This is a genomic window from Pseudomonas leptonychotis (genome assembly GCF_004920405.1).
GTDB classification, from domain to species: Bacteria; Pseudomonadota; Gammaproteobacteria; order Pseudomonadales; family Pseudomonadaceae; genus Aquipseudomonas; species Aquipseudomonas leptonychotis.
Genome location: NZ_RFLV01000001.1, coordinates 1,290,659 through 1,312,404, shown reverse-complemented (window position 1 = coordinate 1,312,404; position 21,746 = coordinate 1,290,659). Strand labels below are relative to the sequence as shown.

Here is a 21,746-nt window from a genome sequence, read left to right as displayed (position 1 = left end):
AGTGTAGGCCTGCCGTGGATGGATGCCCACTGGTGTCTGCCTTAGCCGCAGAGGTAAGTGCCAGTGCCGACCGCGACCAGGGTGCCGTCATCGCTGTGTAGCTCGCTGCGCACCACCGCCACCTTATTACCGCTGCGAAGCAGCACGGCGGTGGCAGTAAAGCGTTGACCGCGGCCGGGGCGCAGGTAATCGATACGCAGGTCGATGGTGCCCAGTTTGGACAGCCGTGCCATACGCTCGGCGCTGGACAAGTGTTGATGCTTATCGAACGCACCAATCAACGCCATAGCCCCGCCGGCCACATCCAGCAGCGAAGAAATTACTCCGCCATGCAGGATGCCGTGCATAAAGTTGCCGATCAGTTCGGGCTTCATGGGCAGGTGCATGGTGACGCGCTGGGCGCTCAATTCATCCAGCTCGATGCCGAGCATTTGGTTGAACGGAATCCGCTGGAAAAAGCTGCTCACCGCTTGCTGCAACTCAGCGGTCAGTTCGAAAGGGGGTTGGCTCATGGGGTGCGCCTTGGTTGAGGAAGGCTCAACCTGACGTACTGGCGGCAATCTGGCCAGTGGCGCGGCCGGAGTACCGCGCGCATTGGCATGATTGGCTTGCTGTGAGGTTGTTTCCACCGATTAAGCGGTCGGGTTTACCGCGGCGGTGGCCCCCCAATTAATGTTTCGCGGTCTCAGGCGGGATGACTAAGCGCCAGCACCCGATCGACTAATTTATTGATCCCTGAAGCGGCTTCGCTGATCGATTGCGCCAGCATATAGGCCGGGGTGCTCACCAGTTTTCGTTCACTGTCTTCGACAAGCTCGCTGACGACGCACTCATGATGCTCCACGCCCATCTGCACCAAGGCTGCAGCGGTGTCAGGGTCGTTGCCGATGGTGCAGATTACGCCTGGGCCGAAGATCTTGGCTGCCAGCGCCGGCGCGATACACATCAGGCCAACCGGCTTGCCGGCACTGACGAAAGCCTGGGCAGCACTCAGCACATCGGGCTGCACCGTGCAGTTGGCGCCGCTGATGGCAAAATCGGAGAGGTTTTTCGCCACGCCGAATCCGCCGGGCATGATCAGCGCATCGAAGTCGCCAACATGCAGCGCTTTGACGTCTTTGATGTTGCCACGAGCAATGCGCGCGGACTCAACGAGCACGTTGCGCGTTTCGTCCATTTCGTCACCGCTGTAGTGGTCGACCACGTGCAGTTGCGCCACGTTGGGCGCGAAGCACTGCACCGCCGCACCGCGCTGATCGAGACGTAGCAGGGTGATCACGCTTTCGTGAATTTCTGCGCCATCGTAGACGCCACAACCAGAAAGAATCACCGCGACTTTCTTGTTCATCAAGTTCTCCTGAATTGCTGAGTCGTACTGGATTGATGGGTGCTCTTTGAGCTTTATTCACGATCTCGCGAGCTAGAGCGCTGCGAGCCTGTTTTAACGCAGCAGGGTCGGCGCGCAGCAGGTCGTAGCAGGTTTTCGTTGTCGCCATATGCCACCCAGGTTGGCATGGTGCGCCGCGAGGGCGGAGCCGTGCTGGGCTAGGATTGATTGAGCAATCCTAGCCGTTAGCCGCGTGCAGCGATATGGCGGTTCTATACAACGGGTGAAACCATGAATTACATCCTCTACGCCGTACCCTTCTTCTTTGTACTGATTGCCTTGGAGCTGTTGTTTGACCGTTGGCGCGGGCTCAGCACCTATCGCTTCTCTGATGCCATCAACAGCCTCAGCGCCGGTGTGCTGTCCACCACCGTGGGGCTGTTGACCAAGGCCGTGGGTCTGCTGACCTACACCTTGGCCTGGCAACAGTTGGCGTTGTTTGAGCTTTCTTCCGATAGTTTGTGGGTCTGGTTGCTGGCCTTTGTCTTCTATGACTTTTGTTACTACTGGAACCATCGCCTGGGCCATGAGCGAAACGTGCTGTGGGCCGCGCATTCGGTGCATCACCAGAGCGAGGACTACAACCTCTCCACCGCGCTGCGTCAGACCAGCACTGGGTTTATCTTTGGCTGGATTTTCTACCTGCCAATGGCGATAGCCGGCGTGCCGCCGCTGGTGTTTCTGACCGTGGCGGCGCTGAATCTGCTCTATCAGTTTTGGGTGCACACCCGTCATATCCCTAAGCTGGGTTGGTTTGAGTGGGTGTTTATTACACCGTCCAATCATCGCGTGCACCATGCGCAGAATACTGTCTATATGGATCGCAATTACGGCGGTGTGTTCATTCTCTGGGACCGTTTATTTGGCACCTTCCAGGAAGAGCTGGACGAGGAGCCGGTGATCTTCGGGGTAACAACGCCGCTGGCCAGCTGGGACCCGCTGTGGGCCAATGCGCAGTTTTATGTGGCGCTGTGGCGTGATGCGGTGCGCGCCGAGTCCGGGTGGGACAAGTTGCGCATCTGGTTTATGCGCACCGGCTGGCGCCCGGCCGATGTGGCGGCCAAGTACCCGCAGAGCAAGCCGGACCTGAGCCAGTTCGTCAAATTCGATGTGCCGCTAAGCTTGGCGCAGAAGCTCTACGCCGGCGTGCAGTTCAGCCTCTATGTGGCGGGCGGCACGTTGCTGCTGGGCATGGGCGGCGAGCTGAGCCTGGCGCAAACGCTGTTGGGCGTGACCTGGATGGCGGTGGGCCTGTACATCATTGGCATCTGGCTGGAAAACCGCCCCAGTGCCAAACGCCTTGAAGTGCTGCGTTTGCTGTTGAATCTGCCGTTGGCCTGGCTGGCACTGCAAGTGGGCCTGCTACCGGCCCAGCCGCTGATTTGGGCGTTGCTACTGGCTTACAGCCTCCTGAGCCTCGGGGCGCTGTTCTGGACGCCGCGTGGGCAGGGTGCCGTTGCGGCCTGACAGCTCTTCATGGTGGGGCCCCATAACGGTGGACAGGCGCGGGCCTGCTCCACCGTTATGCTTTCAGGCTCGAGAAAGCGCGTATGGACGCATGCGCGTGCAACATATTTTCGCCATAGTGGCGGCGCTATGCTGGTTGCGCTTGCGGCACGCGGTCGCAGTGCTGTCGTGCGCTGTCATACTTTGGTCATAATGGCCGCTTATAACTGTCACACTCGCCCGTCGCTACGGGCTTCGGAGCCTGCCGTGAGCTTTACCCCTGCCAGTCGCCTGTTTCCCGCCACTCGTTTGCGCCGTAATCGCCGTGATGATTTTTCTCGACGTCTGGTGCGTGAGAATCGGCTGAGTGTCGATGACTTGATTTTGCCGGTGTTCGTCCTCGATGGCGAAAACCGCCGTGAAGCGATTGCCTCGATGCCTGGTGTCGAGCGTCTGTCCATCGACCTGCTGCTCCAAGAGGCCGAGCATTGGGTGGCGTTGGGTATTCCGGCGCTAGCGCTGTTCCCGGTGACGCCGCTGGAGAAGAAATCCCTGCTGGCTGAAGAGGCCTGGAACCCTGAGGGTATTGCCCAGCGTGCGATCCGTGCCCTGCGCGCGAAATTCCCCGAGTTGGGGGTGATCAGTGACGTAGCGCTGGACCCGTTCACCACCCACGGTCAGGACGGCATTCTCGACGCCGACGGTTATGTGCAGAACGACATCACCGTCGATGCGCTGGTCAAGCAGGCGCTGTCCCATGCTGACGCAGGCGCACAAGTAGTCGCACCGTCAGACATGATGGATGGCCGTGTACAGGCGATTCGCGAAGCACTGGAACTGGCCGATCACACTAATGTACGCATCATGGCCTACTCGGCTAAGTACGCCAGCGCTTACTACGGCCCGTTTCGTGATGCGGTCGGTTCGGCGGCCAACCTGGGTAAGGCCAACAAAGCCAGCTACCAGATGGACCCGGCCAATGGCGATGAAGCCTTGCATGAGGTGGCTGCCGACTTGGCCGAGGGCGCGGATATGGTCATGGTCAAACCAGGCATGCCCTATCTGGACATCCTCTATCGGGTTAAAACGGAATTCAAAGTGCCGACCTTTGTCTATCAGGTCAGCGGTGAGTACGCCATGCATATGGCGGCGATCCAGAATGGTTGGTTGGGCGAAGCGGTGATTCTTGAATCACTGACCGCCTTCAAACGTGCGGGTGCCGATGGCATCCTGACTTATTTCGCCGTGCGCGCGGCAGAACTGTTGAAGCAGGGGCACTAGCCCCGCCAGGATTTTGTAATGAACACCGAAGGACTCAGTGCCCCTGAATTGCAAGACGCCCAACCGGTCGTCGATGAGGTTGTAGCCGTGGAAGCCCCTGTTGTTGAAGTTCCTGTGCCCGTCGCTCCGGCGCCTGTTGTGGTGCACAACCTGGATGACAGCAGCCTGTATATCCACCGCGAACTGTCGCAGCTGCAATTCAATATCCGCGTGCTGGAACAGGCGCTGGATGAGTCCTATCCGTTGTTGGAGCGGCTGAAGTTCTTGCTGATTTTTTCCAGCAACCTGGATGAGTTCTTCGAGATCCGTGTGGCCGGCCTGAAGAAACAGATCACCTTCGCTCGCGAACAGGCCGCCGCCGATGGCTTGCAACCGCATCAGGCCCTGGCGCGGATTGCCGAGCTGGTGCACGAGCAGGTCGAGCGCCAATACGCGATTCTTAACGACAACCTGTTCCCGGCGCTGGCCAAGCATAACGTCAACTTTATCCGCCGGCGCTTCTGGACCACCAAGCATAAGGCCTGGGTACGGCGCTATTTTCGTGATGAGATCGCGCCGATCATCACCCCGATTGGCCTCGACCCGACGCACCCGTTCCCGTTGCTGGTGAACAAGAGCCTGAACTTTATCGTCGAGCTGGAAGGCGTCGATGCCTTTGGCCGTGACTCGGGTTTGGCGATCATCCCAGCGCCGCGCTTGCTGCCCCGGGTGATCAAGGTGCCGGAGGATGTGGGTGGCCCCGGCGCCAACTACGTGTTCCTCTCCTCAATGATCCATGCCCACGCCGATGACCTGTTCCAGGGCATGAAGGTCAAGGGCTGCTATCAATTCCGCCTGACCCGTAACGCCGATCTGTCGGTGGACACCGAGGACGTCGAAGACCTGGCCCGCGCCCTGCGCGGCGAGTTATTCAGCCGCCGTTACGGTGATGCTGTGCGTTTAGAGGTGGTGGATTCTTGCCCACGCCCCTTGCTCGATTACCTGCTCAAGCAGTTCAACTTGAGCGAGAGTGAGCTGTATCGGGTTAATGGTCCGGTCAACCTGACGCGCCTGTTCAGTATTACCGGCCTGGAAAGTCATCCCGAGCTGCAATACACCCCCTTTACGCCGGTGATTCCCAAGCTGTTGCAGAACGCCGAGAACATTTTCAGTGTGGTCAGCAAGCAGGACATCCTCTTGCTGCACCCCTTCGAGTCGTTCACGCCAGTGGTCGATTTGCTGCGCCAGGCGGCGAAAGACCCGCACGTGCTGGCGATCAAACAGACCCTCTACCGCTCCGGAGCCAACTCGGAAATTGTCGATGCGCTGGTCGACGCCGCGCGTAACGGCAAGGAAGTCACCGCGGTCATCGAGCTGCGTGCGCGGTTTGACGAAGAGTCCAACCTGGCGCTGGCCAGTCGTCTGCAAGCGGCCGGCGCGGTGGTGATCTATGGCGTGGTCGGTTTCAAGACCCACGCCAAAATGATGCTGATTCTGCGCCGTGAGAACGGCGACATCGTCCGCTACGCGCACCTTGGCACCGGTAACTATCACGCCGGCAACGCCAAGCTGTACACCGACTACAGCCTGCTCACCGCTGACGTGGCGCTCGGTGAGGACGTTTCCAAACTGTTCAGCCAGCTGATCGGCATGGGCAAGACCCTGCGCATGAAGAAGCTGCTACACGCGCCGTTCACGCTGAAAAAGACCCTGCTCGACATGATTGCCCGTGAGACCGCGCAGGCGGCCGAAGGCAAACCGGCGCATATCATGGCCAAGTTCAACTCACTGACCGATGCCAAGATCATCCGCGCGCTGTACAAGGCCAGCCAGGCTGGGGTGAAGATCGATTTGGTGGTGCGCGGCATGTGCTGCCTACGGCCTGGTATTGCCGGGGTCTCGCACAACATTCACGTGCGCTCGATCATCGGCCGCTTCCTTGAGCACACGCGGGTGTTCTATTTCTCCAATGGCGGCGAAGAACAGATTTACCTGTCCAGCGCCGACTGGATGGAGCGCAACCTGGATAAGCGTGTCGAGACTTGCTTCCCGGTGGAGGGCAAGAAGCTGATTCTGCGGGTCAAGAAGGAGCTGGAAAGCTACCTCACCGACAACACCCAGGCTTGGGTGCTGCAATCGGATGGGCGTTATCTGCGCATCAGCCCCAGTGGCAACCAGAACCCGCGCAGCGCGCAGGCTGGTTTGCTGGAGAAGCTCACCGCACCGCTGATCAGTGCACGATAAACAGAGCAGCAGAGGGCGTGAGCGTCAGCTCACGCTCAGTTCGATACCGATACGTTTGAGCCACTCCGCTTCCTGGGTGAAGTCGGCCTGGGTTAGCGGGTTGTTTTCCAGCCAGTCTTGCGGGAACTGAATCTCCAGGCGTTGCCCAGCGGCCTTGAGCTGCACGTTGGGCATTTCCTGGGTGCCACGAATGTGGTGAAACAGGATGGCGAAGCGCAGCAGCACGCACAGGCGGATCAGCTTTACGCCCTCCGCGCCAAAGTCGGCAAATTTGTCTTTGGGGATATTACGCCGATGGCCGCGCACCAGAAGCGCCAGCATCTGTTGATCCTGGCGCGAGAAACCGGATAAATCCGAGTGCTCGACCAAGTAGGCACCATGCTTGTGGTACTGGTAGTGGGCGATATCCAGGCCGACTTCATGCACTTTGGCCGCCCAGCGGAGCAGCTCGCGGTGCCAGTCGTCCTGCAATTGCCAGTCCTGGGCGACGCTGTCCAGCGCCGAGAGCGCCTTGCTCTCGACTCTTGCGGCCTGCTCAAGGTCGACGTGGTAGCGCTCCATCAGCGAGCTGAGGGTGCGCTCGCGCACATCTTCATGTTGGTGGCGACCCAGCAGGTCATACAGCACGCCTTCGCGCAGTGCGCCTTCTGAATGGCTCATGCGTTGAATATTACAGGCGTCGAAAATGGCTTCGAGAATCGCCAATCCTGCCGGGAAAATACCCCGTCGATCCGGCTTGATGCCGTCGAGGTCGAGTTTTTCCGCCTCGCCAATCTTGAAAACTTTGCGCTTCAGCCAGGCCAGTCCCTCGACGTTGACCTCGCCCGTACCGAGACCCGCCGCTTGGATGGTCAGGCCGATGGCCTTGATGGTGCCGGATGCGCCGACCACATCTTCCCAGCCCAGTCGGCGTAGCGCGTGTTCGATGCCCATTATTTCGAGGCGCGCCACCGTGTAGGCCTGGGCGTAGCGGGCCGGGGTGATCTTGCCATCCCTGAAGAAGCGTTGGGTGTAACTCACGCAGCCCATTTGCAGGCTTTCGCGCAGCAGCGGCTCGAAACGCTGACCGACGATGAACTCGGTGCTGCCGCCGCCAATGTCGGCGACCAGGCGCTTGCCGGGTGTATCGGCGATGCTGTGCGAGACGCCGAGGTAGATCAGTCGGGCCTCTTCACGCCCGGAGATGACTTCAACCGGATGGCCGAGGATTTCTTCGGCGCGGCGGATAAACTCGTCACGATTACGCGCCTCGCGCAGGGCATTGGTGCCGACCACGCGCACTGCTCCTTCCGGCAGGCTGGCGGTCAGTTGGGCGAAGCGGCGCAGGCAGTCGAGCCCGCGCACCATCGCCTCTTCGCTGAGCAGGCGCTGCTCGTCGATGCCAGCGGCTAGCTGGACCTTGTCGCCGAGGCGCTCAAGGATGCGGATCTCGCCGTGATCGGCTTTGGCCAGCACCATATGGAAGCTGTTGGAGCCCAGGTCGATAGCTGCAATCAAAGGAAAAGACTCGGCAGGGGTATGCGGCATGGCAGAACCATCTCAATGCGTAACCGCGTCATCGTGCCACGATAGGCGGGCCTCGCCAACGCATACTGATGTCGCAGGCCCGCGCCTAGGCTGATGTGCTAGCGCACACGCAGCGTTAGGGCTGGGCTTGCCGGCTGTCTGAATAAATTGCGGCATGGGCGTCTGTGCGCCTTCTTTGTGTTCAAGCGATAGATAAGCTCAATTGCCATCGCCTTCCTGTGTGGGGAAAGCCGGGCTATGATGTCGCCCATCTTTTGCTTCTGAACACGGAGACTTTCCATGAGCGAATTCATCACCAATGTCAGCGATGCCAGCTTCGATCAGGATGTACTTCAGGCCGAGGGCCCTGTGCTGGTCGACTACTGGGCTGAGTGGTGCGGCCCGTGCAAGATGATCGCGCCGGTGCTCGATGAGATCGCCCAGACCTACCAGGGCAAGCTGAAAGTGTGTAAGTTGAACATCGATGAAAATCAGGACACCCCGCCAAAGTTCGGCGTGCGCGGCATCCCGACCCTGATGCTGTTTAAGAACGGCAACGTTGAAGCGACCAAAGTTGGTGCATTGTCCAAATCGCAGCTGGCGGCTTTCCTCGACAGCAACATCTAAGCGTTCAGGCGGCAATAAGCACTAGAAGCCCCGCACATTGCGGGGCTTTTTTCTGTTTGGGCGCTAGACGTATGAATAAAACCGGTGTTACATTCGGCCTCGCTGCATTTCCTATGCAGCCCCCTGCAAGCCGTCGCCGACGCATTCCTATCCGAATCCTTCGATACATCAGCAGGCGATCAACTCGCCTTCTCTGCGGCGCGGGCTCCCAAGCTAAATAGCTTATTTCCCCTCCCTTATGAATTACGTCATTCCTATGAATCTGACCGAACTCAAGCAAAAGCCGATTACCGAACTGCTGGAACTCGCTGAACAACAAGGCCTGGAAAACATGGCCCGTTCGCGTAAGCAGGACGTGATTTTCTCCCTGTTGAAAAAACACGCTAAAAGCGGTGAGGAAATCTCCGGTGATGGCGTGCTGGAGATTCTCCAGGACGGTTTCGGCTTTCTCCGCTCTGCGGATGCCTCATACCTCGCTGGCCCCGATGACATCTACGTCTCGCCGAGCCAGATCCGCCGCTTCAACTTGCGCACGGGCGATACCATTGTCGGCAAGATCCGCCCGCCGAAAGAAGGCGAGCGGTACTTCGCGCTGCTCAAAGTTGACACCATCAACTACGACCGCCCGGAAAATGCCAAGAACAAGATTCTCTTCGAGAACCTGACGCCGCTGTTCCCGACCAAGCGTCTGGTCATGGAAGCCGGTAACGGCTCCACCGAAGACATCACCGGTCGCGTGATCGACCTGTGCGCGCCGATTGGCAAGGGCCAGCGCGGCCTGATCGTGGCACCGCCGAAAGCCGGTAAAACCATCATGCTGCAGAACATCGCGGCCAATATTGCGCGCAACAACCCCGAGTGCCACCTGATCGTGTTGCTGATCGACGAGCGCCCGGAAGAAGTGACCGAAATGCAGCGCACCGTGCGCGGCGAAGTGGTTGCTTCGACCTTCGACGAGCCGCCAACTCGCCACGTACAAGTGGCCGAAATGGTGATCGAGAAGGCCAAGCGCCTGGTTGAGCACAAGAAGGATGTAGTCATCCTGCTCGACTCCATCACCCGTCTGGCGCGTGCCTACAACACCGTGATCCCAAGCTCCGGCAAGGTCCTCACCGGTGGTGTTGACGCCCACGCTCTGGAGAAGCCGAAACGCTTCTTCGGTGCCGCGCGTAATATCGAAGAAGGCGGTTCGCTGACCATCATCGCTACCGCGCTGGTAGAAACCGGCTCGAAGATGGATGAAGTGATCTACGAAGAGTTCAAAGGCACCGGCAACATGGAGCTGCCACTCGACCGTCGGATCGCCGAGAAGCGTGTGTTCCCAGCGATCAACATCAACCGCGCCGGCACCCGTCGCGAAGAACTGTTGACCGCCGATGATGAACTGCAGCGCATGTGGATTCTGCGCAAGCTGCTGCACCCGATGGATGAAATTGCTGCCATCGAGTTCCTCACCGACAAGCTGAAAGCGACCAAGACTAACGAAGAGTTCTTCCAGTCGATGAAGCGTAAGTAAGGGGATCTACTGCGCTCGGTGATGCGGCGTTAAAAACAGACTCAGAAAGCTGCTTGCGGCTAACGCACTTTAGTGCGGCCCCGAAGGGGTGAGCGGAGCGAGTCATGCTCATGTACAAAAGTACACTCCACTTCTTCGCCTGTTTTCGCCTTGCCTCACCTTCGCTCGCTACGATCCTAAATATGCGCTAATTACAAAAGCCGGGCACGCCCGGCTTTTGTGTCTCTGGATATTGGCTTTCCCTTCTGAAAGACCGAGTTCGGCGCTAAACTTTGCGCCCCATTGTTCGGCCCGAAACGAGGCATCTGCATGCAGTATCGTGATCTGCGCGATTTTATTCGCGGCCTGGAACAGCGCGGCGAACTCAAACGCATCCAGACGCCGGTTTCCCCGGTGTTGGACATGACCGAAATCTGCGACCGCACCCTGCGTAAAGGCGGTCCCGCATTGCTGTTCGAAAACCCTACCGGCTTTGATATGCCGGTGCTGGGAAACCTGTTTGGTACGCCCAAGCGCGTCGCCTTGGGCATGGGCGCAGAAGAGGTCAGCGAACTGCGCGAAATCGGCAAACTGCTGGCTTTCCTCAAAGAGCCTGAGCCGCCGAAAGGGCTGAAAGATGCCTGGTCGAAGCTGCCGATCTATAAAAAAGTCTTTTCTATGGCGCCGAAGGTGCTGAAAGACGCGCCCTGCCAGGAAGTGGTTGAAGAGGGTGATGATGTCGACCTTGGCAAGCTGCCCGTGCAAACCTGCTGGCCGGGCGATGTCGGCCCGCTGATCACCTGGGGCCTGACCATTACCAAGGGCCCAAATAAAGAGCGGCAGAACCTTGGTATCTACCGTCAGCAGGTTATTGGTCGCAACAAGGTGATAATGCGCTGGCTCAGCCACCGTGGTGGTGCGTTGGATTTTCGCGATTGGTGCGAGAAGTATCCAGGCCGCCCGTATCCCGTGGCGGTGGCGTTGGGTGCTGACCCAGCCACCATTCTTGGAGCGGTCACGCCGGTACCCGACACCTTGTCTGAATATGCTTTTGCCGGGTTATTGCGTGGCCACCGTACCGAGTTGGTCAAGGCGCGGGGCAGCGATCTGCAAGTTCCAGCCAGTGCCGAGATCGTTCTTGAGGGCGTGATTCATCCAGGCGAGATGGCTCCCGAAGGTCCCTATGGTGATCACACCGGTTACTACAACGAGGTCGATAGCTTCCCGGTGTTTACCGTCGAGCGCATTACCCGTCGGCAGAAACCGATCTACCACAGCACCTACACCGGACGTCCGCCGGATGAGCCAGCCATTCTCGGCGTGGCATTGAACGAAGTGTTCGTGCCGATTCTGCAGAAGCAGTTCCCGGAAATCACCGACTTCTACCTGCCGCCGGAAGGCTGCTCGTATCGCATGGCGGTGGTGACCATCAAGAAGCAATACCCCGGCCACGCCAAACGCGTAATGCTGGGTGTCTGGTCGTTTTTGCGACAGTTCATGTACACCAAGTTCGTTATCGTCACTGACGACGATATCAACGCACGGGACTGGAATGACGTGATCTGGGCCATTACCACGCGCATGGACCCTAAGCGCGACACGGTGCTGATCGACAATACGCCGATTGACTACCTCGACTTCGCCTCGCCGATCTCTGGCCTTGGCTCGAAGATGGGCCTGGATGCCACGCACAAATGGCCAGGCGAAACCACTCGCGAGTGGGGCCGGGCTATCGTTCAAGATGAAGCGGTCAAACAGCGCGTTGATGCGCTGTGGTCTGAGTTGGGAATTGATTGATGAAAGTCACCCTGAACCCTTCGGGTGTCGTACTTGACGTGCAGCCCCGCGAGCGCATTCTCGATGCCGCCCGGCGTTTGGGTTACGACTGTCCGCAGAGCTGCCGCAATGGCAATTGCCATATCTGCGCAGCGCTGTTGGTGGAGGGGCGTGTGCAGCAGAGTGGTGTTGAGCTGGACCACGGCGAATTGTTTACCTGCCTGGCCGAGCCGTTGCAGGACTGTGTGCTGCACTGGGATGGCGTGCTCGCGCCCGGTGAGTTACCGGTGCGCGAGCTGGCTTGCCAAGTGGTCGGCTGCGATGAGCTGGGCGGCGATGTGTTCCGCCTGCGCCTGAACGCCCCGGCCGGTAAGGTGCCGCGCTATCACGCCGGGCAATACCTGCTGCTGCAGCGCGATGCTGACGATTACGCGGCCTTCTCCCTGGCCTCGGCCCCGCACAGTGGGCGTGAGCTGGAGTTGCATGTGCTGGCTCGCGATGAGGCCACAGTCAGCCTGATCGCCGAGTTGCGCCGTAGTGGCCTGGTGCGGGTGAAGATGCCGTTTGGTGATACTCACCTGGCCGAGTTGCCGGATGGCCCGCTGGTATTGATTGCCGCCGGCACAGGTATGGCGCAGATGCACAGTTTGATTGAGCATTGCTGCGCCAGCGGTTTTGCTCATCCGGTGCATCTGTACTGGGGGGCGCGCCGTCCGGAGGATTTTTACGCCTTGGAACATTGGGCAAAGTGGCAGCAAGTGCCCAATCTATTTCTGCACCAAGTGGTTAGTGATCAGTGCGGCTGGCAGGGCCGCTGCGGCCTGCTGCACGAGGCGGTGCGTGAAGACTTCGCCAATCTTAATACGCTGCACGTCTACGCCAGCGGTTCGCCGGCGATGGTCTATGCCACTCTGGATGCCTTGGTTGAGGCCGGTATGGATGCTCAACAGATGCGTGCGGACGTATTTGCCTACGCGCCGCGCGGTTAGTCGAAAGAATCAAAAAAGCCGCCCTCGGGCGGCTTTTTTGATGTGGCGTACTTAACGTACCGTCACGACCACTTTGCCTACGGCTTTACGCTGACCCAACATGTTGATTGCGTCTGCAGCCTGCGCCAGCGGGAAGGTTTGTGACACCAGCGGCTTGAGCTTGCCCTCGGCGTGCCAGGCAAACAATTGCTGGAAGTTGGCGGCGTTGTCCTGTGGCTGGCGCTGGGCGAAAGCACCCCAGAAGACGCCGACCACGGCAGCACCCTTGAGCAACGTCAGGTTGACGGGCAGCTCGGGGATACGCCCGCTGGCGAAACCAACCACCAGTAGGCGGCCGTTCCAGGCGATGCTGCGGATGGCCATATCGAACAGGTCGCCGCCGACGGGATCGTAAATCACGTCCGCGCCCTGGCCGCCGGTCAGACGTTTCACTTCATCCTTGAGGTTGCTCTCGCTGTAGTTGATCAGCTCGTCGGCGCCAGCGGCCTTGGCCACTTCAAGCTTCTCGGCGCTGCTCGCGGCGGCGATGACTTTGGCGCCCATGGCTTTGCCGATTTCCACGGCGGCTAGGCCCACGCCACCGGATGCACCGAGCACCAGCAGGGTTTCCCCTGGCTGAAGATTGGCGCGCTGCTTGAGCGCATGCATCGAGGTGCCGTAAGTCATGCCGAAGGCGGCAGCGCTGGCGAAGTCCATGCTTGATGGGATCGGCATGACGTTGTAGCCCGGTACCGCGACCTGCTCGGCGAAGCTACCCCACCCCGTGAGAGCCATCACCCGGTCGCCGACTTTCAAGTGGCTGACTTTTTCACCGACCGCGCTGACCACGCCAGCGGCTTCGCCGCCTGGTGAGAACGGGAAGGGCGGTTTGAACTGGTATTTGCCTTCGATGATTAGGGTGTCGGGAAAGTTGACTCCGGCCGCATGCACGTCGAGCAGAATTTCGTTCTTCTTCGCTTCGGGGCTGGCGATTTCTTCCAATACGAGGGTTTCGGCGGGGCCGAAGGCTTTGCACAGCACGGCTTTCATCGGGCTTTTCCTCTGCGGTTAATGGTCATGCAGTGTAGGTGCGGGTGGTGCCCGGTCAACGAGCATGCTTGTGCCTGATGGTTCTGCATAAGCTTGGGGCTTGGGCCGCCGCCTGACTGTGGCTATGCTAGGGGCTGAACTCTTGAGGAATACCGCCTGTGAAAGCCTGGATCGCATTGCTGTTGGCCCTGTCCCTGCCGTTGATGGCGCAGGCTTCGAGCGACAAAGAAGCCGAGGAAGGCAAAGAAGGGGCCGCCCCGGTGGTGTCCTATGTCACCCTAGTGCCGGCGCTCGTGGGCAATTTTGGTGAAGGCCCCAAGCTCAAGTTCTTCAAAGCTGACCTGTCTCTACGGGTGACCGGGGCTGACGTAGAAGCGAAGGTCAAACATCATGAGCCACTGATTCGCAATCAGCTGGTCATGCTGTTCTCCCAGCAAACCGAGGTTGCTATGGCGGCTCCCGACTCTCGGGAAAAGCTGCGGGCCGAAGCGCTCAAGCAGGTACAAGACGTGCTTACTCAGGAGGAAGGTAAACCGCTGGTTGAGGATCTACTGTTCAACAACCTGATCATTCAGTAAGTGCTCGCCCAGTCATGCCCTATTTCAGCGCAGTGCTAGAACGGCTGCCCATTCTTCGGTGCTGACCGGCATGACCGATAGGCGGCTGCCCTTTTGCACCAGCGGTAATTCCAGCAAGGCACTCTGGGTTTTTAGCTGGGCCAGTGGAATGACCCGCTTGAACGCTTCAACAAAGGCTACATCAACTGCGCTCCAAGGATTCTTGGCCGTGCTGGCCTTGGCATCGAAGTAGTGGCTGCCAGGCTCTAGCGCGGTGGGGTCTGGATAATGCGGCGCGTTGATGCGGGCAATTCCGGCGATACCTGGTTCTGGGCAGCTGGAGTGGTAGAAGAAAAACAGATCCCCTGGTTGCATGCTGCGCAGGAAGTTACGCGCCTGATAATTACGCACGCCATCCCAGCGCGCGTGTTGCAAGCGCTGCAGGTCATGGATCGAGAGTTCGTCGGGCTCTGACTTCATTAGCCAATAAGGCATGAACTTTGCTCCTGTAATTAAGTCCTTTAGCGGGCGGAGCTGTTTACGCGTGTAGTGCGCGGTGTACTGCTATTTTGTATACCGGCGCGTGTAAACGGACGCTGCTGTGGGATCCATAAAAATAATCGCCGCGTATACAGCGTGCGCTATGCCTTGCAAGGGGGAGGCATTCAATGAAACGTAAACCAGATGTGTTGTGGGTATTGGTCATTTTGTTCAGTCTTGGCGTGGTCACTACCGGTTATACCCAGAGTCTGTGGGACCGTCCGGCCGGTGCACCCATCAGCCAGTCGCAAGCAGCTGATTGAGCCAGCCGAGTACCGCAGGGAGCGCGGTACAGCCTGTACGACAAGTCTGAATCAATACCACGCCTTATCCGTCACTGTGGCTTGCAGTGGCACATCCCAGCTGGCCATGGCCAGTCGATCCACCTGCTGACACTCATGGGCAAGGCCGAGTAACGTCGGATTGTGCCAATTTTTGCGCATGCTGCGGTAGGCCAGGCTGCGATCATAAAACCCGCCGCCCATACCCAGACGTGCACCGTGGCGGTCAAAGCCGACCAGCGGCAATAGCATTAAATCCAGTGTCCAGACTTTGCGCTGCGTTTTGCAGTTGCGCCTTGGTTCGTAAATACCCAAACGGTTCTTCAGCAAGGGTTCACCGGCGCGGATACGTTGAAACACCATCTTGCTCCGCGGCCATGGGCTGAGTACTGGCAAGTAGGTCGCCTTGCCACGCTGTTGCGCTGCGCGTAGCAGCGGGCGTGGGTCGATCTCGCCGTCATTGGGCAGGTACAAGGCAATGTGCTGCGCGCGGCGAAATAGCGGGTGTTGCGCCAGTTGTTTATATAGCCCGAGGGCGGCCTGTTTTTGGGCTTGGCGGCTAAGCGCGCGGCGCTGCGCACGCAACTTACGACGAAGCTGCGCGCGACTTAGCGCTGTTGTATCGAGCATGGCTTATTGCTGCGGCGATTGCCGCGGACGGGCAACCGGCTGGAAAGAGTGACTCCCCGACGTGCCGCTGTCGGCTTAGCCCTTGAACCCGAAAGTTCAAGGTGGAAGTTGCAGGAGACGTTAAGGCTTTCCGTCAGGCGGACATGCACACCGGTCTCAACGTGCAACCTCCGGGGTTGTGCGAATCGGCTCAGGGACATGACCAACTGGCGCACACTCCAGGGAGCGGTGGCCAGTATACCCGAAACCTCCCGCGTGCAATCAGCCGCCTTACTCATCGGTGTCCTGAGCCAGCGCGTTGTCGACGCGATTAAGCAGGCTACGCACCTGTTCACGGTTGGCGCCGGCCTGTTGGTCAAGGTGTTGCTGTTTGTGTAATAGGTCGTGGGTGATGTTCAGGGCTGCCATCACGGCAACGCGGTCGGCACCGACGACTTTGCCGCTTGAGCGGATCTCCCGCATCTTGCCGTCCAGGTAGCGCGCGGCGCTTTCCAGATTGCTGCGTTCATCGCTTGGGCAAGCGATGCAATATTCTTTGTCCAGAATCTGGACAGTCAAGGTATTCGACTGGGTCATTAATCCTGCTCCAGGGCTTTGAGGCGCGAAATCATGGATTCGACCTTGTGCCGGGCCATTTCGTTCTTTTCAATTAAATGGGCGCGCTCTTCGCGCCAGGCCTTTTCGCCTTTCAGAAGCTGTCGGTTTTGCGCCTTGAGCTGCTCAACACGCTGGATCAGCAAGTCCAGCTTGGTTGTAAGAGCCTGCAGGTCGACGTCTTCCATGGTTCTCTACTCGTGGCTAGGTGAGTGGGCTGGCAGGTGAAAATAGCGTCTTTAAGGCGTCTTCGACAGTGCCAAGCGGTGTCGCGTGCTGGCGAATGGCGCGTTTGGTAGTGTGGGGCAGATCGGCGCGTTAGAGGTTGATGCAATTCACCCGCAGTTCACGGGGTGGCAATTTTTACGCTGGGCTCGCGTCTGTCTGTGTGCGCTCCGTCGAGCCGCTTGAATAGTCTTGGCGTGCTTGCCAGTGCTAGGATACAAGGCCTCCATTCTAGTGATTGCGCCGCTTGGCGCCTAGTTATCTATGCCAACTTCAACTTCGCCGTACTCCGCTTTTACCGCCCTGCTGGTTAGCAGTGGCCACACCGTTTCCCCCGCCGAGCTGCATGGTCTTCTACTCGGTCGCAGCTGCGCCGGTGCGGGCTTTGAAATCGACGCCTGGTTAGTGGATGCCGCCGAGCTGCTCGGTGCTGCCCCGCAAGACACTGTGCGCCAGGCGCTGATCGGTCTGCAGGAAATGGTTAAGAGCGAACTGACCAGTACCGATGTCACCGTGGTGCTGTTATTGCCTAACGACGAGGCGCCGCTGAGTGAGCGTGCCGTGGCGCTGGGGCAATGGTGCCAGGGCTTCCTCGGTGGCTTTGGGCTGACTGCCCGTGACAGCGCCCTGAGCGCTGAGGCCATGGAAGTGCTGCAAGACCTCGCGGCGATTTCCCAGGTGCAGAATGCCCTGGAAGAATCCGAAGACGGTGAGAGCGACTACATGGAAGTGATGGAGTACTTGCGCGTTGCGCCGCTGCTGCTGTTCAGCGAGTGCGCCAAGCCTGAGGTGGCGGCGGTAAAACCGTCGCTGCATTGATTCTCATCCCATAGAAGTGGACTTAACCTGCCCATGATCAGCATCCCCAAGTCGGAATACGCCCGTCGGCGCAAGGCGCTGATGGCGCAGATGGAACCCAACAGCATCGCGATTCTGCCGGCGGCGCCGGTGTATATCCGTAACCGCGATGTTGAGCACATCTACCGCCAGGACAGCGACTTTCAGTACCTCTCCGGCTTTCCCGAGCCGGAGGCGGTGATTGCGCTGATTCCCGGCCGTGAGCATGGTGAGTACGTGCTGTTCTGTCGTGAGCGTGACCCGCTGCGCGAGATGTGGGATGGCCTGCGTGCCGGCCAGGATGGCGCGATCAGCCAGTACGGCGCCGATGATGCGTTTCCGATTGGCGACATCGACGACATCCTGCCGGGCCTGATCGAAGGGCGTGACCGGGTCTACTCGTCCATGGGGACTAATCATGAGTTCGATCGCCAGCTGATGGAGTGGATCAACGTGATCCGCTCCAAAGCGCGCCAGGGTGCGACCCCACCCAATGAGTTCATCACCCTCGAACACCTGCTGCACGACTTGCGTTTGTACAAGTCGGCGGCGGAAGTCAAAGTCATGAAGGAAGCGGCAGATATCTCCTGCCGCGCCCACGTGCGCGCCATGCAGGCCAGCCGAGCCGGGCTGTTTGAGTACCACCTGGAAGCCGAACTGGATTACGAGTTCCGCAAGGGCGGAGCAAAGATGCCGGCTTACGGCTCTATCGTCGCGGCCGGTAAGAACGCCTGCATTCTGCATTACCGTGAGAATGACGCAGTGCTGAAAGATGGCGACTTGGTGCTGATCGATGCCGGTTGTGAGATCGACTGCTATGCCAGCGATATCACCCGTACCTTCCCGGTCAGTGGCACGTTCTCGCCTGAGCAAAAAGCTATCTACGAGCTGGTGCTGGCATCCCAGGAAGCCGCGTTCAAGCAAATCGGCCCCGGCAAGCACTGGAACCAGGCCCACGAAGCCACAGTGCAGGTGATCACCGCTGGGCTGGTGGAGCTGGGCCTGCTGCAAGGTGAGGTTGCCGAACTGATCACCACTGAGGCCTATAAACCTTTCTACATGCACCGCGCCGGCCACTGGCTGGGCATGGACGTGCACGATGTCGGCGAGTACAAGGTCGGCGGCGAATGGCGTGAGTTGGAAGTCGGTATGGCCATGACCGTTGAACCGGGCATCTATATCGCCGTGGACAACCTGGATGTGGCAAAGAAGTGGCGCGGCATTGGCGTGCGCATCGAAGACGATGTAGTGGTGACCAAGAACGGCTGCGAGATTCTGACCAACGGCGTGCCAAAAACCGTGGCCGAGATTGAAGCGCTGATGGCGGCCGCTCGCAGCGCGGCGGCTTAGTATGCCGCGAGTGGATATTGCGATTGTCGGCGGCGGCCTGGTCGGTGCCAGCCTGGCCGTGGCGTTGCAGGCCGAAGCTCGGCTGCGCGGTTGGCGCATTTGCCTGATTGAGCCGTTCACGCCGGGTGCGGGTTATCAGCCCAGTTATGACGCGCGCTCCACCGCCTTGTCGTTCGGCTCGCAGCAGATTTATCAGCGCCTCGGCCTGTGGTCGCAGATCAGTCAGCGCGCCGAGCCGATCAAACAAATCCATGTTTCCGACCGTGGCCGTTTTGCGGCTGCGCGCCTGAGCGCCGAGGAAGAAGGCGTGCCGGCGCTGGGCTACGTGGTGGAAAACGCCTGGCTCGGTGAATGCCTGTGGCAGGCGCTGGATCAGCAGGTGGTGAGTTGGCGCAGCCCGGCTCAGGTCACGCGTATGCAGGCCTTGGCCGATGGCTACCGCCTGACCCTGGACGATGGCAGCGAGCTCGAATGCAACCTGGCGATTATGGCCGAGGGCGGTCGCTCCGGCCTGCGTGAGCAACTGGGCATTACCGTCAGTAATACGCCTTATGGGCAGAGCGCGCTGATCGCCAACGTCAGCCCGCAAGACGCGCACAATGGTCTGGCCTTCGAGCGCTTTACCGAAGAGGGGCCAATGGCCCTGTTGCCGCTGGCAGATAACCGCTGTGCACTGGTGTGGACGCGCGCGACAGACGAGGCCGAGCGGTTAATGGGGCTGGACGATGCGGCGTTTCTCGCTGAGTTGCAGCAGGCGTTTGGTTATCGCCTGGGCAGCTTGCGTCAAATTGGCGCGCGACACCTTTACCCGCTGGCCCTGACCGCAGCCCAAGAGCAGGTGCGCCAGCATCTGGTGGTGCTGGGCAATGCCGCGCACAGCCTGCATCCGATTGCGGGGCAGGGCTATAACCTGTCGCTGCGTGATACCTGGGTGCTGGCTGAGACCCTAATGGCGAGCACTGCGCCGCTCGGCGATCTGGCCACCCTGCAGCGCTACCTGAGCAGCCAGCAGAGCGATCAACAGCTGACCGTGGGTTTCTCCGATCAGGTCACCCGGCTATTCAGCACCGGTCAGCCGCTGCTGGCGGCCGGGCGCACTCTCGGTCTACTGGGCCTGGATCTGCTTCCACCGGCGAAACGCTGGTTCGCGCGCCAGGCCATGGGCCTCGGCACCCGCTCGGAGCATTGATGCATGCCCGCGAATAAATTGGCGCGCAAAGCGCGGCTGCTGCGCTGGGCGATGAACTTGTATCCGCCTTACTTAGGCGCCGGTGTACGGGTGCGGCAGATCAGCGCGGACTTTCGCCACGTGCAGGTGAAAATGGGCCTTGGCTGGTATAACCGCAACTATGTCGGCACCCAGTTTGGCGGCAGCCTGTATTCGATGACTGACCCGTTCTTTATGCTGATGATCATGGAAAACCTCGGGCGCGATTTTATTGTCTGGGACAAAGCCGCGCGGATCGACTTTATCGCCCCTGGCACCGGTCCGGTGTATGCCAACTTCAGCATCGAGCAAACGCTGCTTGATGACATTCGCGCGCACACCGCAGGCGGTGACAAGTACTTGCCCGAGCTGCATGTGGACGTGCGCGACGGCAGCGGCACCCTGGTGGCGCGCGTGCACAAAACGCTCTACGTGCGGCTCAAGCCGCGCGTCCGACAGGCCGCCTAAGGAATGGATATGCACGCAGATTTGATCATCGTCGGCGCTGGAATGGTTGGCAGCGCTTTGGCGTTGGCCCTTCAAGATCAGGGGCTGGAAGTCCTGCTGGTTGATGGCGGCCCGCTGAGCGTCAACCCCTTTGATTCGCAAGCCGCATTCGAGCCGCGAGTCAGTGCCTTGTCGGGTGCCAGCCAGCGCATTCTTGAGCGTCTGGGCGTGTGGCAGGGTATCGTCGCGCGGCGCGCCAGCCCTTACGGCGAGATGCAGGTGTGGGACGGTTCTGGCACCGGGCAGATCCATTTCAGCGCCGCCAGCGTGCACGCCGAAACCCTCGGTCATATCGTTGAGAATCGTGTGGTGCAAGATGCGCTACTGGAGCGCTTGCACGACAGCCCGATTGGCCTGCTGGCCAATGCGCGCCTGGAGCAACTGCGCCGCTCCGGCGATGACTGGTTGCTGACCCTGACCGATGGCCGTGAGCTGCGTGCGCCGTTGCTGGTTGCCGCCGACGGGGCCAACTCGGCCGTGCGCCGGCTGGCGGGTTGCGCCACCCGTGAATGGGATTACCTGCATCACGCCATCGTCACCAGTGTGCGTTGCGCCAAGCCGCATCAAGCGACTGCTTGGCAGCGCTTCACCGATGACGGGCCGCTGGCCTTTCTGCCGCTGGTTGGTCCTGAGGGTGAGCATTGGTGCTCCATTGTTTGGTCGGTGACTCCGAGCGAAGCCGAACGGCTGATGGCGCTGGATGAAGCCGGTTTCCGCCGCGCCCTGGGTTTTGCTTTCGAGCATCGCCTGGGTGAGGTGCTGCACATTGATAAGCGTTTGTGCATCCCGCTGCGTCAGCGCCACGCCAAGCGCTATATCGAAGACGGCCTGGCGCTGATTGGCGATGCGGCGCACAGCATTCACCCGTTGGCCGGGCAGGGCGTCAACCTGGGCTTTCTCGATGTCGCGGTGCTGGCCGAGGTGCTGTTGCATGCCGCACAACGCGGCGAGCGTCTGAGCGATGTGAAGGTGCTCAGCCGTTACGAGCGTCGGCGCATGCCGCACAACCTGGCGATGATGGCAGCGATGGAAGGCTTCGAGCGGTTGTTCCAGGCCGACCCATTGCCGCTGCGCTTGCTACGTAACAGCGGTTTGAACTGGGTGGACGGCTTGCCGGAAGCCAAAGCGCTGTTTGTGCGTCAGGCGCTGGGGTTGTCGGGGGACTTACCCGAGTTGGCGCGGCTATAGCGGCCAGCCCGTTTAGTGACAGGCAAAAAAAGCCCGGCACCAAGGCCGGGCTGAAAGTGTGTAGGGAAATA

General features: G+C 59.8%; 22 protein-coding genes and 1 other RNA gene. 14 read left to right on the top strand and 9 right to left on the bottom strand.

Going from position 1 to position 21,746, the window contains the following annotated elements:
- Positions 1 to 41: 41 nt before the first annotated feature.
- The gene (locus D8779_RS05930) at positions 42 to 512 is read right to left on the bottom strand and encodes a thioesterase family protein (RefSeq protein ID WP_136663519.1); all 471 of its coding nucleotides are present in this window, start codon (positions 510 to 512) and stop codon (positions 42 to 44) included.
- 173 nt (positions 513 to 685) lie between these two features.
- A complete protein-coding gene (gene elbB, locus D8779_RS05925; RefSeq protein WP_136663518.1) occupies positions 686 to 1,348 on the bottom strand; it encodes an isoprenoid biosynthesis glyoxalase ElbB in 663 nt (220 codons plus the stop codon).
- Positions 1,349 to 1,618: 270 nt separating this feature from the next.
- Between elbB and D8779_RS05920 the strand changes: the two genes are divergently transcribed.
- The 3 genes from D8779_RS05920 to ppk1 all read left to right on the top strand — a co-directional run bounded on the left by D8779_RS05920 (position 1,619) and on the right by ppk1 (position 6,337).
- Positions 1,619 to 2,854 carry a sterol desaturase family protein gene (locus D8779_RS05920; protein WP_136663517.1) on the top strand — a complete coding sequence of 412 codons (1,236 nt, stop codon included), beginning with the start codon at positions 1,619 to 1,621 and terminating at the stop codon, positions 2,852 to 2,854.
- A 246-nt stretch (positions 2,855 to 3,100) separates the two neighbouring features.
- The gene (gene hemB, locus D8779_RS05915; protein ID WP_136663516.1) at positions 3,101 to 4,114 is read left to right on the top strand and encodes a porphobilinogen synthase; all 1,014 of its coding nucleotides are present in this window, start codon (positions 3,101 to 3,103) and stop codon (positions 4,112 to 4,114) included.
- An 18-nt stretch (positions 4,115 to 4,132) separates the two neighbouring features.
- A complete protein-coding gene (ppk1, locus tag D8779_RS05910) occupies positions 4,133 to 6,337 on the top strand; it encodes a polyphosphate kinase 1 (RefSeq protein ID WP_136663515.1) in 2,205 nt (734 codons plus the stop codon).
- 24 nt (positions 6,338 to 6,361) lie between these two features.
- On the opposite strand, the gene ppx is transcribed toward ppk1, so the two are convergent.
- Complete coding sequence (gene ppx, locus D8779_RS05905; RefSeq protein ID WP_136663514.1) at positions 6,362 to 7,864, bottom strand: exopolyphosphatase; 1,503 nt, start codon at positions 7,862 to 7,864, stop codon at positions 6,362 to 6,364.
- Between the two features lie 279 nt (positions 7,865 to 8,143).
- On the opposite strand from ppx, the gene trxA reads away from it, so the two are divergent.
- The 4 genes from trxA to D8779_RS05885 all read left to right on the top strand — a co-directional run bounded on the left by trxA (position 8,144) and on the right by D8779_RS05885 (position 12,730).
- Entirely contained in the window at positions 8,144 to 8,470 is a 327-nt protein-coding gene (trxA, locus tag D8779_RS05900) for a thioredoxin TrxA (protein ID WP_090241426.1), read from the top strand.
- Between the two features lie 256 nt (positions 8,471 to 8,726).
- The gene (gene rho / locus D8779_RS05895; RefSeq protein ID WP_090254678.1) at positions 8,727 to 9,986 is read left to right on the top strand and encodes a transcription termination factor Rho; all 1,260 of its coding nucleotides are present in this window, start codon (positions 8,727 to 8,729) and stop codon (positions 9,984 to 9,986) included.
- Between the two features lie 309 nt (positions 9,987 to 10,295).
- Complete coding sequence (gene ubiD / locus D8779_RS05890) at positions 10,296 to 11,762, top strand: 4-hydroxy-3-polyprenylbenzoate decarboxylase (RefSeq protein ID WP_136663513.1); 1,467 nt, start codon at positions 10,296 to 10,298, stop codon at positions 11,760 to 11,762.
- The gene (locus D8779_RS05885) at positions 11,762 to 12,730 is read left to right on the top strand and encodes a CDP-6-deoxy-delta-3,4-glucoseen reductase (protein WP_136663512.1); all 969 of its coding nucleotides are present in this window, start codon (positions 11,762 to 11,764) and stop codon (positions 12,728 to 12,730) included. Before ubiD ends, D8779_RS05885 begins: the two co-directional genes overlap by 1 nt.
- A gap of 51 nt (positions 12,731 to 12,781) precedes the next feature.
- Here the strand turns inward: D8779_RS05885 and D8779_RS05880 are convergent, their stop codons facing one another.
- Entirely contained in the window at positions 12,782 to 13,759 is a 978-nt protein-coding gene (locus tag D8779_RS05880) for an NADPH:quinone oxidoreductase family protein (protein ID WP_136663511.1), read from the bottom strand.
- Between the two features lie 203 nt (positions 13,760 to 13,962).
- On the opposite strand from D8779_RS05880, the gene D8779_RS05875 reads away from it, so the two are divergent.
- A complete protein-coding gene (locus tag D8779_RS05875) occupies positions 13,963 to 14,337 on the top strand; it encodes a flagellar basal body-associated FliL family protein (RefSeq protein ID WP_240789717.1) in 375 nt (124 codons plus the stop codon).
- Between the two features lie 24 nt (positions 14,338 to 14,361).
- On the opposite strand, the gene D8779_RS05870 is transcribed toward D8779_RS05875, so the two are convergent.
- Positions 14,362 to 14,811, bottom strand: a complete 450-nt coding sequence (locus D8779_RS05870; protein ID WP_136663509.1) for an EVE domain-containing protein — start codon at positions 14,809 to 14,811, stop codon at positions 14,362 to 14,364.
- 173 nt (positions 14,812 to 14,984) lie between these two features.
- Between D8779_RS05870 and D8779_RS20910 the strand changes: the two genes are divergently transcribed.
- Positions 14,985 to 15,119: a hypothetical protein gene (locus tag D8779_RS20910; RefSeq protein ID WP_276605881.1), complete on the top strand. Its 135-nt coding sequence runs from the start codon at positions 14,985 to 14,987 to the stop codon at positions 15,117 to 15,119.
- A 51-nt stretch (positions 15,120 to 15,170) separates the two neighbouring features.
- Here D8779_RS20910 and D8779_RS05865 read toward each other — a convergent pair whose 3' ends face one another.
- The 4 genes from D8779_RS05865 to D8779_RS05850 form a co-directional block, all read right to left on the bottom strand.
- Positions 15,171 to 15,767 (bottom strand): 5-formyltetrahydrofolate cyclo-ligase, encoded by a 597-nt coding sequence (locus D8779_RS05865; protein ID WP_136663508.1) that lies wholly within the window; start codon positions 15,765 to 15,767, stop codon positions 15,171 to 15,173.
- Between the two features lie 49 nt (positions 15,768 to 15,816).
- A non-coding RNA gene (gene ssrS, locus D8779_RS05860) (6S RNA) lies at positions 15,817 to 15,995 on the bottom strand.
- Positions 15,996 to 16,037: 42 nt separating this feature from the next.
- Positions 16,038 to 16,343 carry a cell division protein ZapA gene (locus D8779_RS05855; RefSeq protein WP_136663507.1) on the bottom strand — a complete coding sequence of 102 codons (306 nt, stop codon included), beginning with the start codon at positions 16,341 to 16,343 and terminating at the stop codon, positions 16,038 to 16,040.
- Positions 16,343 to 16,549 (bottom strand): TIGR02449 family protein, encoded by a 207-nt coding sequence (locus tag D8779_RS05850; protein WP_136663506.1) that lies wholly within the window; start codon positions 16,547 to 16,549, stop codon positions 16,343 to 16,345. The genes D8779_RS05855 and D8779_RS05850 overlap by 1 nt, the downstream gene beginning before the upstream one ends.
- A gap of 301 nt (positions 16,550 to 16,850) precedes the next feature.
- On the opposite strand from D8779_RS05850, the gene D8779_RS05845 reads away from it, so the two are divergent.
- The 5 genes from D8779_RS05845 to D8779_RS05825 are packed head-to-tail and all read left to right on the top strand — an operon-like array spanning position 16,851 to position 21,675.
- Entirely contained in the window at positions 16,851 to 17,405 is a 555-nt protein-coding gene (locus D8779_RS05845; RefSeq protein WP_136663505.1) for a YecA/YgfB family protein, read from the top strand.
- A gap of 33 nt (positions 17,406 to 17,438) precedes the next feature.
- Complete coding sequence (pepP, locus tag D8779_RS05840; protein ID WP_136663504.1) at positions 17,439 to 18,773, top strand: Xaa-Pro aminopeptidase; 1,335 nt, start codon at positions 17,439 to 17,441, stop codon at positions 18,771 to 18,773.
- Position 18,774: 1 nt separating this feature from the next.
- On the top strand, positions 18,775 to 19,962 hold the full coding sequence (ubiH, locus tag D8779_RS05835; protein WP_136663503.1) for a 2-octaprenyl-6-methoxyphenyl hydroxylase: 1,188 nt from the start codon (positions 18,775 to 18,777) through the stop codon (positions 19,960 to 19,962).
- A gap of 3 nt (positions 19,963 to 19,965) precedes the next feature.
- Complete coding sequence (locus D8779_RS05830) at positions 19,966 to 20,448, top strand: DUF4442 domain-containing protein (protein ID WP_136663502.1); 483 nt, start codon at positions 19,966 to 19,968, stop codon at positions 20,446 to 20,448.
- A gap of 9 nt (positions 20,449 to 20,457) precedes the next feature.
- On the top strand, positions 20,458 to 21,675 hold the full coding sequence (locus D8779_RS05825) for a 2-octaprenyl-3-methyl-6-methoxy-1,4-benzoquinol hydroxylase (RefSeq protein WP_167492528.1): 1,218 nt from the start codon (positions 20,458 to 20,460) through the stop codon (positions 21,673 to 21,675).
- Positions 21,676 to 21,746: the final 71 nt, after the last annotated feature.

Excerpts from the sequence above, each read along its gene's own strand:
- D8779_RS05930 (WP_136663519.1), bottom strand. The coding sequence starts at position 512 with ATGAGCCAACCCCCTTTCGAACTGACCGCTGAGTTGCAGCAAGCGGTG.
- elbB (WP_136663518.1), bottom strand. The coding sequence starts at position 1,348 with ATGAACAAGAAAGTCGCGGTGATTCTTTCTGGTTGTGGCGTCTACGAT.
- D8779_RS05920 (WP_136663517.1), top strand. The coding sequence starts at position 1,619 with ATGAATTACATCCTCTACGCCGTACCCTTCTTCTTTGTACTGATTGCC.
- ppk1 (WP_136663515.1), top strand. The coding sequence starts at position 4,133 with ATGAACACCGAAGGACTCAGTGCCCCTGAATTGCAAGACGCCCAACCG.
- ppx (WP_136663514.1), bottom strand. The coding sequence starts at position 7,864 with ATGCCGCATACCCCTGCCGAGTCTTTTCCTTTGATTGCAGCTATCGAC.
- trxA (WP_090241426.1), top strand. The coding sequence starts at position 8,144 with ATGAGCGAATTCATCACCAATGTCAGCGATGCCAGCTTCGATCAGGAT.
- rho (WP_090254678.1), top strand. The coding sequence starts at position 8,727 with ATGAATCTGACCGAACTCAAGCAAAAGCCGATTACCGAACTGCTGGAA.
- ubiD (WP_136663513.1), top strand. The coding sequence starts at position 10,296 with ATGCAGTATCGTGATCTGCGCGATTTTATTCGCGGCCTGGAACAGCGC.
- D8779_RS05885 (WP_136663512.1), top strand. The coding sequence starts at position 11,762 with ATGAAAGTCACCCTGAACCCTTCGGGTGTCGTACTTGACGTGCAGCCC.
- D8779_RS05880 (WP_136663511.1), bottom strand. The coding sequence starts at position 13,759 with ATGAAAGCCGTGCTGTGCAAAGCCTTCGGCCCCGCCGAAACCCTCGTA.
- D8779_RS05875 (WP_240789717.1), top strand. The coding sequence starts at position 13,963 with ATGGCGCAGGCTTCGAGCGACAAAGAAGCCGAGGAAGGCAAAGAAGGG.
- D8779_RS05870 (WP_136663509.1), bottom strand. The coding sequence starts at position 14,811 with ATGCCTTATTGGCTAATGAAGTCAGAGCCCGACGAACTCTCGATCCAT.
- D8779_RS20910 (WP_276605881.1), top strand. The coding sequence starts at position 14,985 with ATGAAACGTAAACCAGATGTGTTGTGGGTATTGGTCATTTTGTTCAGT.
- D8779_RS05865 (WP_136663508.1), bottom strand. The coding sequence starts at position 15,767 with ATGCTCGATACAACAGCGCTAAGTCGCGCGCAGCTTCGTCGTAAGTTG.
- D8779_RS05855 (WP_136663507.1), bottom strand. The coding sequence starts at position 16,343 with ATGACCCAGTCGAATACCTTGACTGTCCAGATTCTGGACAAAGAATAT.
- D8779_RS05850 (WP_136663506.1), bottom strand. The coding sequence starts at position 16,549 with ATGGAAGACGTCGACCTGCAGGCTCTTACAACCAAGCTGGACTTGCTG.
- D8779_RS05845 (WP_136663505.1), top strand. The coding sequence starts at position 16,851 with ATGCCAACTTCAACTTCGCCGTACTCCGCTTTTACCGCCCTGCTGGTT.
- pepP (WP_136663504.1), top strand. The coding sequence starts at position 17,439 with ATGATCAGCATCCCCAAGTCGGAATACGCCCGTCGGCGCAAGGCGCTG.
- ubiH (WP_136663503.1), top strand. The coding sequence starts at position 18,775 with ATGCCGCGAGTGGATATTGCGATTGTCGGCGGCGGCCTGGTCGGTGCC.
- D8779_RS05830 (WP_136663502.1), top strand. The coding sequence starts at position 19,966 with ATGCCCGCGAATAAATTGGCGCGCAAAGCGCGGCTGCTGCGCTGGGCG.
- D8779_RS05825 (WP_167492528.1), top strand. The coding sequence starts at position 20,458 with ATGCACGCAGATTTGATCATCGTCGGCGCTGGAATGGTTGGCAGCGCT.